This window comes from Azospirillum sp. A1-3 (genome assembly GCF_023806445.1).
In the GTDB taxonomy this organism is placed as follows: domain Bacteria; phylum Pseudomonadota; class Alphaproteobacteria; order Azospirillales; family Azospirillaceae; genus Azospirillum.
The window spans coordinates 627,644-642,858 of the sequence record NZ_JAMSLU010000004.1; the positions used below are offsets into that span (position 1 = coordinate 627,644).

At 67.4% G+C, this 15,215-nt stretch carries 13 protein-coding genes; 8 read left to right on the forward strand and 5 right to left on the reverse strand.

From position 1 onward, the window contains the following. The first annotated feature begins 210 nt into the window (after positions 1-210). Both M5E06_RS24105 and M5E06_RS24110 read left to right on the forward strand, forming a co-directional pair. On the forward strand, positions 211-1,461 hold the full coding sequence (locus tag M5E06_RS24105; protein ID WP_252140362.1) for an ABC transporter permease: 1,251 nt from the start codon (positions 211-213) through the stop codon (positions 1,459-1,461). Next, positions 1,458-2,288, forward strand: a complete 831-nt coding sequence (locus M5E06_RS24110; RefSeq protein ID WP_252140363.1) for an ABC transporter permease — start codon at positions 1,458-1,460, stop codon at positions 2,286-2,288. The genes M5E06_RS24105 and M5E06_RS24110 overlap by 4 nt, the downstream gene beginning before the upstream one ends. A 141-nt stretch (positions 2,289-2,429) precedes the next feature. Here the strand turns inward: M5E06_RS24110 and M5E06_RS24115 are convergent, their stop codons facing one another. Then, on the reverse strand, positions 2,430-2,996 hold the full coding sequence (locus M5E06_RS24115; RefSeq protein ID WP_109151829.1) for a cupin domain-containing protein: 567 nt from the start codon (positions 2,994-2,996) through the stop codon (positions 2,430-2,432). Between the two features lie 217 nt (positions 2,997-3,213). Here M5E06_RS24115 and M5E06_RS24120 point away from each other — a divergent pair, with 217 nt between their 5' ends. The 3 genes from M5E06_RS24120 (at position 3,214) to M5E06_RS24130 (ending at position 7,274) form a co-directional block, all read left to right on the forward strand. Further along, positions 3,214-4,674, forward strand: a complete 1,461-nt coding sequence (locus tag M5E06_RS24120) for an NAD-dependent succinate-semialdehyde dehydrogenase (protein ID WP_199230868.1) — start codon at positions 3,214-3,216, stop codon at positions 4,672-4,674. A 23-nt stretch (positions 4,675-4,697) separates the two neighbouring features. Then, the gene (gene gabT, locus M5E06_RS24125) at positions 4,698-5,987 is read left to right on the forward strand and encodes a 4-aminobutyrate--2-oxoglutarate transaminase (protein ID WP_252140364.1); all 1,290 of its coding nucleotides are present in this window, start codon (positions 4,698-4,700) and stop codon (positions 5,985-5,987) included. A gap of 84 nt (positions 5,988-6,071) precedes the next feature. Then, positions 6,072-7,274 (forward strand): CaiB/BaiF CoA transferase family protein, encoded by a 1,203-nt coding sequence (locus tag M5E06_RS24130; RefSeq protein WP_109151831.1) that lies wholly within the window; start codon positions 6,072-6,074, stop codon positions 7,272-7,274. A gap of 59 nt (positions 7,275-7,333) precedes the next feature. Here M5E06_RS24130 and M5E06_RS24135 read toward each other — a convergent pair whose 3' ends face one another. Next, on the reverse strand, positions 7,334-8,374 hold the full coding sequence (locus M5E06_RS24135) for a zinc-dependent alcohol dehydrogenase family protein (protein WP_252140365.1): 1,041 nt from the start codon (positions 8,372-8,374) through the stop codon (positions 7,334-7,336). Positions 8,375-8,527: 153 nt separating this feature from the next. Between M5E06_RS24135 and M5E06_RS24140 the strand changes: the two genes are divergently transcribed. Next, positions 8,528-8,989: an Lrp/AsnC family transcriptional regulator gene (locus M5E06_RS24140; protein WP_252140366.1), complete on the forward strand. Its 462-nt coding sequence runs from the start codon at positions 8,528-8,530 to the stop codon at positions 8,987-8,989. Positions 8,990-9,143: 154 nt separating this feature from the next. After that, positions 9,144-10,046 (forward strand): DMT family transporter, encoded by a 903-nt coding sequence (locus M5E06_RS24145; RefSeq protein WP_252140367.1) that lies wholly within the window; start codon positions 9,144-9,146, stop codon positions 10,044-10,046. Between the two features lie 9 nt (positions 10,047-10,055). Here M5E06_RS24145 and M5E06_RS24150 read toward each other — a convergent pair whose 3' ends face one another. Genes M5E06_RS24150 through M5E06_RS24160 form a run of 3 tightly spaced genes read right to left on the reverse strand, consistent with a single transcriptional unit; the run spans position 10,056 to position 12,882 of the window. Next, positions 10,056-10,430 (reverse strand): hypothetical protein, encoded by a 375-nt coding sequence (locus M5E06_RS24150; RefSeq protein WP_109155957.1) that lies wholly within the window; start codon positions 10,428-10,430, stop codon positions 10,056-10,058. A gap of 35 nt (positions 10,431-10,465) precedes the next feature. Continuing rightward, complete coding sequence (locus M5E06_RS24155) at positions 10,466-11,776, reverse strand: hypothetical protein (protein WP_252140368.1); 1,311 nt, start codon at positions 11,774-11,776, stop codon at positions 10,466-10,468. Positions 11,777-11,778: 2 nt separating this feature from the next. Further along, on the reverse strand, positions 11,779-12,882 hold the full coding sequence (locus M5E06_RS24160; protein WP_252140369.1) for a hypothetical protein: 1,104 nt from the start codon (positions 12,880-12,882) through the stop codon (positions 11,779-11,781). 223 nt (positions 12,883-13,105) lie between these two features. On the opposite strand from M5E06_RS24160, the gene M5E06_RS24165 reads away from it, so the two are divergent. After that, a complete protein-coding gene (locus M5E06_RS24165; protein WP_252140370.1) occupies positions 13,106-15,145 on the forward strand; it encodes an AsmA family protein in 2,040 nt (679 codons plus the stop codon). Positions 15,146-15,215: the final 70 nt, after the last annotated feature.

Here is a 15,215-nt window from a genome sequence, read left to right on the forward strand (position 1 = left end):
TTGTGATGTTTCCCTCTCCCGTCTCGGGAGAGGGAAGGGGCCCGTGCGGAGCACGGGAAGGGTGAGGGGCACTGCAAGAATCCCGAACCGCATGGTTCCTTGGATCACCCCTCACCCGGCGCCTTCGGCGCCACCCTCTCCCGGGGCGGGAGAGGGGATGGTGCACAAGTGCGCGAGCGCCTTTTGCGTCTTTCCAACAGGACAATGCCGATGACAGCCGCCTTCGTTGCCGGCGCCGACGTGCCGTTGAAGCGTCGATTGAAACGGGCCGAGCGGGCCCGGCAGTTCCGTGCGCTGGGCCTGGTGCTGCCGCTGCTGGCCTTCCTGCTGTTCACCTTCGTCGTGCCGCTCGCCGGCATGATCTGGAAGTCGGTGGACGACTGGGAGGTGCCGCAGGCGATGCCGCAGACTGTCGCGGCGCTGGAGCATTGGAACGGCCAGGGGCTGCCCGACGAGGCCACCTTCGCCGCGCTCGCCGCCGACCTCCGCACCGCGTATGACGCCGGCACGCTGGCCGTCGCCGCCAAGCGGCTGAACTACATCGTCAACGGCTATCGCACCACGCTGCTCTCCACCGGCCGCAAGCTGAAGGAGCAGCCGGCTCCCGGCACCGCCAAGGAGACGCTGATTGGCATCAACCCGGCCTGGGGCGAGCGCGAGAGCTGGACCGCGATCAAGAGCGCCAGCGGCCCGGTCACCAGCTATTACCTGCTGGCCGCGGTCGACCTGACCCGCAACGCCGACGGCGCCATCGTCCAGGCCCCGGCGGACCAGTCGATCTACCGCGAGGTCTTCGTCCGCACCTTCACCATCGGCTTCGGCGTCACGGCGCTCTGCCTGATCCTGGGCTTCCCGGTGGCCTATCTGCTGGCGAACCTGCCGACCGGCCGGTCGAACCTGCTGATGATCTTCGTGCTGCTGCCCTTCTGGACCTCGCTGCTGGTGCGCACCTGCGCCTGGATCGTGATCCTGCAGAGCGAGGGCATCGTCAACGGCTCCCTGGAGTGGCTGGGTGTCATCGACGAGCCGATGCGGCTGATCTACAACCGGTTCGGCGTCTACATGGCGATGACCCATGTGCTGCTGCCCTTCATGATCCTGCCGCTCTACAGCGTCATGCGCGGCATCTCGCCGGCCTACATGCGGGCCGCCGCCTCGCTCGGCGCGCCGCCGATGACCGCCTTCCTGCGCATCTACCTGCCGCAGACCATTCCGGGGATCGGCGCCGGCTGCCTGCTCGTCTTCATCTTGGCCATCGGCTACTACATCACGCCGGCGCTGGTCGGTGGGGCCGCCGACCAGATGATTTCGTCCTTCATCGCCTTCTACACCACGGAAACGGTCAACTGGGGCCTCGCCTCGGCGCTGGGTGCGGTTCTGCTGCTCTCCACGCTGGTGCTGGCGCTGGTCTACGGCAAGCTGGCGCTCGGCCGCCAGACGACGGGAGGTCTGAAGAATTGAGCGCGAACCATTCCCCCCAAACCGCCAGCCAGCGTTTCGCCTGGATCGCCACGATCGTCGCCTCCACGCTGGTGTTCATCTTCCTGATGGCGCCGATCCTGGCGATCGTGCCGCTGTCCTTCAGCTCCAGCACCTACCTGACCTATCCGCTGCCCGGCCTGTCGCTGCGCTGGTACGAGGAATTCCTCAATTCGGCGCGTTGGATGAATTCGCTGAAGAACAGCTTCATCATCGGTGTGTCGTCGGCCATGCTGTCGATGGCGCTGGGCACGCTCGCCTCGCTTGGTCTGGCCCAGTGGAAGAGCAAGTGGAAGCCGCTGATTCTCGCTGTCGTGCTGTCGCCGATGGTGGTTCCGGTGGTCATCACCGCGGTCGGCGTCTATTTCTTCTTCGCGCCGCTGGGGCTGACCGGCAACTATCTCGGCCTGATCCTGGTCCACACCGCGCTGGCGACGCCCTTCGTCGTCATCACCGTGTCGGCGACTTTGCAGAGCTTCGACATGACGCTGGCGAAGGCAGCCGCCTCGCTGGGGGCGCCGCCGCTGCTGACCTTCCGAAAGGTGATCCTGCCGCTGATCCTGCCGGGGCTGGCGTCGGGCGCGCTGTTCGCCTTCGCCACCAGTTTCGACGAGGTGGTGACGGTGCTGTTCCTTGCGGGACCGGAGCAGCGCACGCTGCCGCGTGAGATGTTCAGCGGCATCCGCGAGAACATCAGCCCGACCATCACCGCGGTGGCGGTGGTGCTGACGGTGATCTCGGTCTTCATGCTGTCGACGCTGGAAATCCTGCGCCGGCGCAACGAGCGGCTGAAGGGGAATGTGGGGTAGGGGGTTTGCCCCCTCCCTAACCCTCCCCCTCTTCGAGGGAGAGGGAACTGCCGCTGCTCCGCTAATCCACCCTCTCCCGCGAAGCGGGGGAGGGCAGGGGCCCGCGGCGCAGCCGTGGGAAGGGAGGGGGCAGCTGGAGGCTCACAAATACGGCGGCGTGCAGGCGCTGATCAGCTCGCACTCTTCCTCGCCGATGTTGCGGAACCTGTGCGTCACGCGGCTGTCGAAGAAATAGGCATCGCCGGGGCCGAGCAGCTGCTTGCGGTCGCCCACGGTCAGCTCGATCTGACCCTTGATGACGATGCCGCCCTCTTCGCCCTCGTGCTGCAGCATGGTGCGGCCGGTGTCGGCGCCGGGAGCGTAGCGTTCGTGGAGGATCTGCAGGTTGCGGCTGCGCAGGTCGCCGACCTGCCGGAAGGAAATCCGGCCGACGGTGCCCTTCAACTCATCGGCCAGTTCGATCAATTCGTCGCCCTTGAAGAAAATCTGCTCGGGCGGCGGCAGATCGTCGGAGGAGAAGAATTCGGCAAGAGTCATCGGGATGCCCTGAAGCACCTTGCGCAGCGACGATACCGACGGGCTGCTGCGGTTCTGCTCGATCAGGGAGATTGTGCCGTTGGTCACTCCGGCCCGCTGGGCGAGCGCCCGCTGCGACAGTCCATGCTGTTCGCGGATCTGCTTCAACCTTGCGCCGACGTCGAATTCCATCACCGGACTCCTGCTCCACATCCGTTAACGCAATAGCCCATTCGTGCAACCCCGTCATCAGAATATGAACAGCTAAACAGGGGTTGTTTAATTTATTAAACATGGTAGGCTTCTGTCCAAGGTCCAGGCCCCCGCGACGGAAATCCTTGATTGGTAAGGACATTTCCACCGGGCGCGGCCGGACGGTTCCACAATCTTCATGCAGGGCGGATCGAACATGCTGTCGCTGAACGACCAGGGCCTTCTCCGAACCAAGGGCTACGTGAACGGTGCGTGGCGCGCGGCCGATTCCGGGAAGAGCTTCCCGGTCACCAACCCCGCCACCGGCGCCGTCATCGCCGAAGTGTCCGACATGGGCGCCGCCGAGACGCGCGAGGCGATCGACGCCGCCAACGCCGCCCTGCCGGCGTGGAAGGCCAAGACCGCCAAGGAGCGCGCGGCCATCCTGCGCCGCTGGTACGACCTGATCCTCGCAGCCCAAGAGGATCTGGCCCAGCTGATGACCGCGGAGCAGGGCAAGCCGCTGACGGAGTCGCGCGGCGAGGTGGTCTATGGCGCCTCCTTCATCGAGTGGTTCGCGGAGGAGGGCAAGCGCGCCTACGGCGACGTGATCCCGTCCTTCGCCGCCAACAAGCGCATCGTCGTGCTGAAGGAGGCCATCGGCGTCGTCGCAGCGATCACGCCGTGGAACTTCCCGAACGCGATGATCACCCGCAAATGCGCCCCGGCCTTGGCCGCCGGCTGCACCGTGGTGGTCAAGCCGGCCGAGGACACCCCGCTGTCGGCGCTGGCCCTGGCTGAGCTGGCGGAGCGCGCCGGCATGCCGGCCGGTGTCTTCAACATCGTCATGGGCCGGGACCCGGTCGCCATCGGCCATGAGCTGACCCACAGCCCGATCGTCCGCAAGGTCAGCTTCACCGGCTCGACCGAGGTCGGCAAGCTGCTGATGCGGCAGGCCGCCAGCACGGTCAAGAAGGTGTCGCTGGAACTCGGCGGCAATGCCCCCTTCATCGTCTTCGACGATGCCGACCTGGACGAGGCGGTCAAGGGCGCCATGGCGTCGAAGTACCGCAATGCCGGCCAGACCTGCGTCTGCGCCAACCGCCTGCTGGTCCAGGCCGGCGTCTATGACGCCTTCGCCGCCAAGCTGGCCGAGGCCGTCAAGGCGCTGAAGGTCGGCAACGGTGCCGAGGCCGGTGTGACCCAGGGTCCGCTGATCAACGCCGACGCCGTCGCCAAGGTGGAAGAGCTGATGGGCGATGCGTTGGAGAAGGGCGCCAAGGTCGCGCTCGGCGGCAAGCGCCACGCGCTGGGCGGCACCTTCTTCGAGCCGACCATCCTGACCGGCATCACCACCGAGATGCGCGTCGCCCGCGAGGAGATCTTCGGCCCGGTCGCCCCGCTGTTCAAGTTCGAGACGGAAGAGGACGCCATCCGCATGGCGAACGACACCGAATTCGGGCTCGCCGCCTATTTCTACAGCCGCGACATCGGCCGCGTCTGGCGGGTGGCGGAAAAGCTGGAATACGGCATCGTCGGCATCAACGAAGGCATCATCTCGACCGAGGTGGCCCCGTTCGGCGGCGTCAAGGAGTCCGGCATCGGCCGCGAAGGCTCCAAGTACGGCCTCGATGATTTCATGGAAGTCAAATATCTCTGCGTCGGCCTCGGCGCCTGACCGTCGTCAAAGGAAAAGTGAAAATGACCACCAACCAGTCCTTCGTCGCCCGTCGCGAGGCCGCCGTCTCCCGCGGCATTTCCGCCGGCATGCCCTTCTACATCGACCGCGCCGAGAACGCCGAGATGTGGGACATCGAGGGCAAGCGCTTCATCGACTTCGCCGGCGGCATCGCCGTGCTGAACACCGGCCACCGCCATCCGAAGGTGATGGAGGCGGTGAAGGCGCAGCTGGAGCGCTTCACCCACACCTGCGCGATGGTCACTCCCTATGACAGCTTCGTCGAGCTGGCGGAGAAGCTGAACGCGCTGGTCCCCGGCCCGACCCCGAAGAAGACCGCCTTCTTCACCACCGGCGCCGAGGCGGTGGAGAACGCCGTGAAGGTCGCCCGTGCCGCCACCGGCCGTCCGGGCGTGGTCGCCTTCTCCGGCGGCTTCCACGGCCGCACGCTGCTGACCATGGGCCTGACCGGCAAGGTCGTGCCCTACAAGGTCGGTTTCGGCCCGTTCCCGGCCGAGATCTTCCACGTGCCGTTCCCCAACGCCTACCGCGGCATCAGCGAGGCGGAGAGCCTGAAGGCGCTGGACAATCTGTTCAAGTCCGACGTCGATCCGGCCCGCGTCGCCGCGATCATCATCGAGCCGGTGCAGGGCGAAGGCGGCTTCAACATCGCCAGCCCGTCCTTCCTGCAGGCGATCCGCGCGGTCTGCGACAAGCACGGCATCGTCATGATCGTCGACGAAATCCAGACCGGCTTCGCCCGCACCGGCAAGATGTTCGCCGTCGAGCATGCCGGGATCGAGCCGGACCTGATCACGATGGCGAAGAGCCTGGCCGGCGGTTTCCCGCTGTCGGCGCTGACCGGCAAGGCGGCGCTGATGGACGCCCCGGTTCCGGGCGGCCTGGGCGGCACCTATGCCGGCAGCCCGCTGGCGACCACCGCCGCGCTGGCCGTCATCGACGTCATCGAGGAAGAGAAGCTGATCGAGCGCGCCGAGAAGCTCGGTGAGCGCATCGCCGGCCGCTTCCGCACCATGGCCCAGCGCAACAGCCTGTCGGTGATCGGCGACGTCCGCAACCTGGGCGCCATGGTCGCCATGGAACTGGTCACCGACCGCGAGACCAAGGAGCCGGCGGCCGACCTGACCAAGGCGCTGGTCGCAAAGGCGGCGGAAAAGGGCCTGATCCTGCTGTCCTGCGGCACCTACGCCAACGTCGTCCGCATCCTGGTCCCGCTGACCGCCTCGGATGCGCTGGTCGACGAAGGCCTGGACATCATCGAGCGTTCGCTGGAAGAACTGGTGTCGGCGTAATCTTTCCCACCCCCATATCCCCTCTCCCCCCCGGGGAGAGGGGGGACCGCGGGAGAGGGCAATAACACCAACAGGAGGAAGACCTTGGCCGGACCCTTGTCGCACATCCGGGTGCTGGAGCTGTCGCGCGTTCTGGCCGGGCCGTGGTCGGCGCAGACGCTGGCCGATCTCGGCGCCGACGTGATCAAGGTGGAACGGCCGGGCGCCGGTGACGACACCCGTGCCTGGGGTCCGCCCTGGGCCGGCGACCAGTCGGCCTATTTCCTGTCGACCAACCGGGGCAAGCGGTCGATCACCATCGACTTCGAACGGCCAGAGGGCCAGGAGCTTGTCCGCAAGCTCGCCGCCCAGGCCGACGTCGTCATCGAGAATTTCAAGGTCGGCGGGCTGGTCAAGTACGGCCTCGACTATGACAGCCTGAAGGCGGTGAACCCGCGGCTGGTCTATTGCTCGATCACCGGCTTCGGCCAGACCGGGCCGTACCGCAACCGTGCCGGCTACGACTTCATGATCCAGGGCATGGGCGGGCTAATGAGCATCACCGGCCAGCCCGATGGCGAGCCGGGCGGCGGCCCGGTCAAGGTCGGCGTCGCGGTGACCGACATCTTCACCGGCCTCTACGCCACCATCGGCATCATGGGCGCCCTGGCCCACCGCGACCGCACCGGCGAGGGGCAGCAGGTCGACCTCGCCCTGCTCGATGTGCAGGTGGCGGTTTTGGCCAATCAGGCGATGAACTGCCTGGTCGGCGGCAAGGCGCCGCAGCGGCTCGGCAACGCCCATCCCAACATCGTGCCCTATCAGGCTTTCGCCACCCGCGACGGCTACATCATCCTGGCGGTCGGCAACGACGGCCAGTTCGCCAAGTTCTGCACGGTCGCCGGCCGTCCCGATCTGGCGAAGGATGAACGTTACGCCACCAACCCGGCCCGCGTCGCCAACCGCAAGGAGCTGGTGGCGCTGCTGGAGGAACTGATCCGCACCCGCGACAGCCACGACTGGCTGAGCGCACTGGAGCAGGTCGGCGTGCCCTGCGGCCCGATCAACGACCTGACCGCGGTGTTCGAAGACCCGCAGGTGAAGGCCCGCAACATCCATCAGGATCTGCCGCACCCGACCCAGGGCAGCGTGCCGACGGTGGCGAGCCCGATCCGCTACAGCGGCACCCCGCTGGTGCACGACACCGCCCCGCCGACGCTGGGCCAGCACACCGACACGGTGCTGGCGGAATCCCTCGGTCTGAGCGAGGCTGACATCGCGTCCTTGCGCGAGAAGGGCGTGATCTGATCGCAGGAGTGGGGAGCCGGAAAGCGCTGACTTTCCGGCTCCATCATCAAATACTGCCCTCAGAACTCGGTCACCACCGTCACCCCGGTGCCCTCGAACCTGTCCATGTTTACCAGCGCGTCGATCGACTGCTCCAGCGTGATCGTCCTGCCAACCAGCTTCTCCGGCGCCAGCTTGCCGGAGCGCATCATCTCCAGCATCGCATCGTAGCGGTAAGCCTGCATGCCGTGGCTGCCGAGGATTTCCAACTCCTGGGCAATGACGCGGCTCATCGGGATGGCGGGGGTGCTGTTCTCGGCCAGCATCAAGCCGACCTGCACATGCTTGCCCCGCTTGCGCAGGTTGCTGATCGAGTTGAAGCAGGTGGTGGGATGCCCCAGCGCGTCGAGCGAGACGTGGGCGCCGCCGCGCGTGATCTCGATGACCGCCTCGGCGACCTCCCCGACCTCGGCCGCATTCACCGTGGCGACCGCGCCCAGCGCGCGGGCCAGGGCGAGCTTGTCCTCCGAGATGTCGACGGCGACGACGTTGGCGCCCACGGCATTGGCGATCATGATCGCCGACAGCCCGACGCCGCCGCAGCCGTGAACAGCCACCCACTGGCCGGCGGAGGTCTTGCCCTGGTCGACGACGGCGCGGAACGAGGTCACGAAGCGGCAGCCGAGGCTGGCGGCCGTGGTGAAGTCCATCGTCTCCGGCAACCGCACCAGATTGATGTCCGCCTGATGTAGGCCGACATATTGCGCGAAGGAGCCCCAGTGGGTGAAGCCAGGCTGGAACTGCCGGTCGCAGACCTGATGATTGCCGGAATGGCATTCGGGACAGGCGCCGCAGCCGCCGACGAACGGGACCGTTACCCGGTCGCCGACCTTCCATTTCGTCACGTCCCTGCCGACCGCCTCGACGATGCCGGCCAACTCATGGCCGGGCACATGGGGAAGCCGGATGTCGGTGTCATGGCCGACCCAGCCATGCCAGTCGCTGCGGCAAACCCCGGTCGCCATCACCTTGACGACGACACCATGCGGCTCCGGCGTCGGATCGGGCACGGTCATGATTTGGGGCGGTGCGGAAAACGCCTCGTAGACCACCGCTTTCATCGGGATTCTCCTGCTGGATTTTCCCGGCATTCTACGGCGAAGCCGCTGAAATTGCCTTTCAATTGAAGACGGGGCATCCCGGAGATATGAAGGAGTCTTTCACAAAATCCAGCTTTCTTGAGGGAACTCGCCGGTATGGACGCGCTCGATAAAATGGATGCCACGATCGCGGACCGGCTGCAGCAGGATGGCCGGCTGTCCAACGCCAAGCTTGCCGAGCAGCTGGCGCTGAGCGAGGCATCCTGCTGGCGCCGCCAGAAGCGTCTGGAGGACAGCGGGGTCATCAAGGGCTATCAGGCGGTGCTCGACCGCCGGAAGCTGGGCTTCGGCGTGATGGCCTTCGTGCAGATCGTCTGCACTCAGCATGGCGAGGAGGTGACCGCGGCGTTCGAGGCGGTCATCCAGGCCTGCCCCTATGTGCTGGGTTGCCACAACACCACCGGCGAGGCGGATTTTCTGCTGATCGTCGTCGCCCGCGATCTCGACGATTACAGCAAATTCGTCGATACGGTGCTGCGCAAGCTTCCGGGCGTCGCCAGCATCCGGTCCAACCTGTCCCTGCGCGAGATGAAGGCGACGAACCGGCTGCCCGTTCTGGCCGAGCCCTTCCGCTGACGGACCGGCCCCCGGAGCGGATGGAATTTTCGCATCGCTCCTGCCCGCCGGGCGGGGGTTGCGTTCGTCCGCCAATCCAGCAAAATCGCTGCCCGCCCTGGCCTCCGGCCTGCTCCTGCGGATCACGCCCTCAAACCAACCCCGGATCCCTTCCATGACCGCGGCCCCCGCGACCGACACCCGCCTCGGCATCCTGATGATGCTGGGCGGCATGACGCTGTTCACGCTGAACGACGCGCTCGGCAAATGGCTGGTGGCCGACCATCCGGTCGCCATGCTGATCGCGGTGCGCAGCCTGTTCGGTCTGGCGGTTCTGGCGCCGATGATCTGGCGCGACGGCTTCGCCGCGGTCTTCGCCGTCGACCGGCTGCCGCTGCACATCCTGCGCGTCGTCCTGATGACGGTGGATGTCGCCTGTTTCTACTGGGCGGTCGGCTATCTGCCCTTGGCCGACGTGATGACCATCTACATGTCGGCGCCGCTGATCGTCACCGCGTTGTCGGTGCTGGTCCTGCGGGAAAGCGTCGGCTGGCGCCGCTGGGTGGCGGTTCTGGTCGGTTTCGTCGGCGTCGTCATCGTGCTGAACCCGACCGGCCGGTTCGACCTGCTGCCGTCGCTGGTGGCGCTGGTCGGCGCCTTCATCTTCTCCAGCGGGGTGATCTCCACCCGCGTCCTGCGCTCCTCCTCCAGTCTGACGCTGGTCGGCAACCAGATGGTCGGCGGCATCCTGATCGGCGGGGCGGCGCTGCCCTGGTCGTGGCAGGCGCCGGGCTGGCTCGGCTTCTTCCTGCTGGGGCTGCTGGGCGTCTCGGCGCTGGCCGGCCACGCCATGATGAACCGCTCGCTGCAGCTCAGCCCGGCCGCGGTGGTGGTGCCGTTCCAGTATGTGTCGATCCTGTGGGCGGTGGTGCTCGACCTCGCCGTCTGGGGCACCGCGCCGACCGCCCGCATGGGGGTGGGGGCGGCGCTGATCATCGGCAGCGGCCTGTTCATCGTCTATCGCGAACAGCGCGTGAAGCGCGGCGTGGTGGCCGAAGGGGTGACGGAGGTGCCGTGAGGCTGCCCCTCACCCCCCGAAGAAGCGCGGCACCAGCCTGACCGTCAGCGGATCCAGCGGGCGCCAGCCATAGTCGCCGATGACGTCGTTGGCCTCCACCGGCCGCCGCCCGTCCGCCAGCGACCATGTGATGTGGTAGGTCGATCCGTCCGGCCGGTCGCTGGTGCCGTCGATGGCGACGACCAGCGCCTGCACCCCCTCGCCGTCGTCGGCGCAGCCGATCACCTCGGCCAGCGTGGCGGTGGGCAGCGGGTCCTGCGGGCCGGCGCCGAACTGCAGCGTGACATGGTCGGCGACCAGCCGTTCATAGCGCGGCGGGACCTGGGCCAGCAGGCGGCCGCGTTCGTCGGCCGGCAGTTCCCACCCGGTGTATCCCGATCCCATCACCGCTTCCCCTAAGCCGAAAGGCGCCGGCACACTCACCGCCGGCCGCCGTTCATGATCCCGTCCATGATCTTATTCGCTTCCGCCGGCCCGGCAATCAGCTCGATCATGCGGATGGCGGTATAGCCGGTGCGGGCGTTGCCGGCGGGGCCGGCCAGCTCCTTCTGCGCCCGTTCGGTCAGCGAGGCGGTGGTCTTCTGCGTCATCTCGCGCAACTCGCCGCGCAGCCCCAGCGAATCGGCGATGGTCGCGCATTTGCGCAGCGCCCGCGCGTGGTTCTCCGCCTGGGCAAGCTGGGCCCGTCCCTCGCGGACGTCACCGCCGCCGTCCAGCGCGCCGATGGCCGAGACGATGCCGGCGTCGGCATCCTGCAGCACCTGGGTCTTCACCATGGAGTGGACGGAGCTGCGGACCTGTTTCAGCCGCTGGTCGAACTCCTTGTTGCGGCTCTGCTCCATCGCCGCGCGGGTGGCGTCCAGGGTGGCGACGAGGTCGAGCGCCAGATCGGCCACCGCCATGCGATCCGCATTCCCGGCGCTCTGCCCCGCCCGCGAGCGGTCCTCGATCTGGGCGACGACCGTGCCGCTCAGCGACATGAACAGCGCGGCGCGGTCGGCCGATTTCTGCCCCAGATCCATGTCCCACAGCCCGCTCAACAGCACCGACGGGTTGGTCAGCCGCGACGCGGCCAGCAGCACGAAGATCTTCAGCGCATCCGGCCGGACGCGGGACAGCCGCCGGCCGATGGACTGGATCGCCTCGATATGGTCGGCGTGCAGCTTCGGCACAGGCTTGGGCGACAGCGCCGCCTTCAGCTCCGCCACCTCGGACGCGATGGACAGGATGACGGCGATGTCGGCCAGCGCCCGAGTCCGGTTGGGGTTCATCCGCAGGTCCAGCGGCTCACTGAAATGCCCGGCCACCGCCCCTTCGGCGATCTTCGCCACCGCCGCCGCGCATTCCGTCCAGAACGTCTCGCGCAGCGCCTTGTGCTCCGCCCCCTCCTCCAGGGCGGGGCGGTAGGCGCGCAGCCGGTCCTTGCCGATCTCCGCCTCGACCAGCGGCCACAGGCCGTTCATCAGCGACCGCTCGATCACGCTCAGCGGCACCGGGTCGGCCTTGCCCAGCGCTTCGAACAGATCCTCGAACGGGTCGCAGAACAGGCGCTTCAGGGTCGGCCGGCGGCTCAGCCGCAGCTCGACCAGCCGCGGGCGGATGACGGCGATGGTGCGCTGGATGTCGGGATGGTCGTTCATCTGCTCCAGCAGGCCGACGACCTGGCGGAACTTGGCCTCGTCGATGTCCATCAGCTTGTCGCCCAGCGCGACCAGATCCCTCATCTCCATGGTCAGGCCGCCTTCCCTTTGATCGTCTCGATCCGCATGACCAGATCGACGTCCAGCTGGCCGCTGCGCCAGTCGACATAGGCGCGCACGGAGCGCTTGTGGCTGGTGATCAGCTTGTCCGCCATCATCGACTGGTCGGCACGGCCCTCGTCCTTCGGCAGCAGGGGGATGACGCGGAAGATGTCGTGGACGGCCATGTCCTGGCTGTGGCGGTCCTGGGTCTGCGCGTCGGTCCACAGCAGGATCAGATATTCCCAGCCGTCGAGCAGCCAGGACAGCCGACTCGACGCCTTGCGGATCAGCGCCCGCTTGGTCTCCCACTGGCGCAGCAGGGTCTCGAACGATGCCATCGCCTGATCGAGCTGGCCGATGACGTTGCGGGCATGGTTGACCGTATGCTCCGCCACCTCGGCGCAGAATCCGCCGATGGGGGCCGCCTCCGACACATTGTCGGTCGCCCAGTCGGTCATGCTGTCGCGGAAGCCCTGCAGGTCGCGCATCAGCCGCCGCAGCCGCGCCGGCTTGGGCGAGCTTGCCAGCCCGATCGACTCCATCAGCACCGCCAGCTCGGCGATGCGGCCATACAGCTCGGTCGGCTCCAGCGCCAGACGCTGCGCCGCCTTCATCATCAGGTCGCGCGTCAGCTTCTGCCCCTCGGCGGAGGTCAGGCCGACCCGCAGGATCTCCGTCGATTCCAGCCCGACCGCCTTCAGCGCCTCGACGATCAGCTGATAGTTGATGAGAAGCCGCTGCTCCTCGTCGTCGTTCAGCGCCGCTTCGGCCGCCGCCACCGCGCCGCCGCCGGCCAGCCCGCAGCGCGCCGCCTCCAGCACCGCCTTGCGGATGTCGTCCGGCGAACAGCCCTCGGCCTTGGCGATCAGCTCGTGCAGCATCCGGTCGTGCACCGTCATCGGGAAGGCCAGCGGCAGCGACTTCCACGGCACCACATAGACGCCGCGCCCCTCCGACAGGTTGGGCACCAGCACTTCCAACTGGTCGCGGCTGTCCTTGCGCACGCGGGTCTGGGCCAGCACCGGCGTGGTGAAGGCCACCGCGGCACCGCGTTCCTCGAAGGTGGACGGGGCGAAATTGGTAAGGGAACGCATCGTGTCTGCGGCCGTGGCTGCTGGAAATGGTGGAACCGGATGATCGGGTGATTACGGCGCCGCGATACTGAATTTTGCGTTAAATCCAATATAAGCGCCAACGGAAATATATCACCTTTGGACAGTGTGCCCGGATCTCTCGCGGTACCCCCCGCCTGTGGCCTTCGCTGTTCCGTCCGCTCGTCCGTTGTCGAAGAAGGACGGTGCGCGGAGGGACGGCGGCATGGCGGCGGATGCGGGGGCAGCGGGGGCAGGATCGGTGTTCAAATGGATCGGCTACGGGCTGCTCGGCCTCGTCGGCCTCGTCGTCGTCGCGGTCGGCGCGGTGCTGCTGCTGTTCGACTGGAACGATGCCCGCGGCTTCGTCGCCCGCCATGCATCATCCGCGCTGAACCGCGAGGTCGCCATCGACGGCGTCCTGCGCGTCCATCTCGGCAACCCGATCCGCATCCACCTGGAAGGGCTGCGCGTCGCCAATGCGGAGTGGGCGCAGGACAAGACGATGGCGGAGATCAAGGTCCTCGACGCCACGCTGCGCCCCTGGCCGCTGCTGCGCGGCGACTGGGAACTGCCGGAACTGAAATTCCAGGGACCGAAGCTGATCCTGGAGAAGAACGAGAAGGGCGAGGCCAACTGGAACTTCGGCCCGCCCAACGCGGAGAAGGAGGTGGCGAAGCAGGCCGCGACCCCCGACAACCGGGGCGACATCCCGGTGATCGAGCGGCTGGTGATCGCCGACGGCACCATCCGCTATCGCGACCCCACCAGCGACATCGACATCGACAACACCATCAACACCGCGACCGGCGGCAACGACGACGACACGGTGGAGTTGAAGGGCAAGGGCAGCTTCGCCGGCAAGCCCTTCACCCTGGCGGCGGCCGGCGGCTCGTTGCTGTACCTGCGTGACGACCCGAAGCCCTATCCGCTGAAGATCGACGCCGCGGTCGGCAAGACCAAGGGCCACATCGAAGGCTCCATCGCCGAACCGGTGAAGATGCAGGGCGTCGACCTGTCGGTCGCGCTCAGCGGTCCGGACATGGCGGAGATCTTCCCCATCGTCGGCATTCCGACGCCGAAGACACGGCCCTATTCCATCGACGGCCATCTGTCGCGCGAGGGCGACCTCTGGGCCTTCCGCGACATGACGGGCAAGGTCGGCGAAAGCGATTTGTCCGGCGACCTGTCGGTCAAGACCGGCGGCGAACGGCCGCTGGTGAAGGCCGACCTCACCTCCAAACGGCTGGCGGCGCAGGATCTTGCCGGCCTGGTCGGCGCCTCCCCGCGCGGCAGCGACGATTACCCGACCCGCGGCAAGGACAAGGTAATCCCGGCCACGCCCATCCCGGTGGAAAAGCTGCGCAACACCGACATGGACGTCCGCCTGCGCGGCAAGCGGGTGGAGGCGCCCTTCGCGCCGCTCGACGATCTCGACATGAGGGTCCGGCTGAACGACGGCGATCTGCATTTCGACCCGCTGTCGCTGGGAATCGGCGGCGGGCGGATCGCCGGCGCGGTGCAGGTGGACAGCCGCCGCAAGGTGCCGGCGATGCGCTCCAACCTGGACATCCGCGCCATGAAGCTGTCGACCTTCTTCAGCGAGACCGCGCTGGCCGGGCAGATCGGCGGCACGGTGGCTGGCCGCGTCCAGCTTGCCGGCACCGGCAAGACGGTGGCCGACCTGCTGGCGACCTCCGACGGCAAGATCGGCGTCGCGGTGGACGGCGGCCGGATCACCAGCCTCGCGGTCAAGGGGCTGAAGACCAACATCCTGGAAACGCTGGGAGTCGCCATTTCCGGGTCGAAGCCGATGCCCTTCAACTGCCTGGTCGGCAACATGTCGGTGGAGAACGGCATCGCCCAGGTCCAGGCGCTGGTGCTCGACACGCCGGAGACGCTGGTCACCGGCAAGGGGCGGATCAGCCTGCGCAACGAGGCGCTGGACCTGCGCATCGTCGGCGACGCCAAATCGCCGCAGGTCTTCGCCACCCATGTCCCGGTGCTGGTCGGCGGGACGCTGGGCAACCCCGACATCGGCGTCGATCCCACCGAGTCGGCGGCACGTGGTGCGGCGGCGGTGGCGCTGGGCGTGCTGCTGACGCCGCTGGCCAGCGTGCTTCCCTTCCTTGACCCAGGCAGTGATGAGCAGCCACAGTGTGGCCGGCTGGTGCGGGATGCCCGCTCTCCCGAAAAGGGGGGGCAGGCATCCGGCAAGTCGGGCAATGGCCGCGGGGAAGGGAAGGCGTCGGGTTCGGCGCGCTGACCGGACGCCGATCCGCATCCATCCTGTCCGATCCGGCCATCGTGTAGGCCTGGAAGGACGCTGTCCCTGC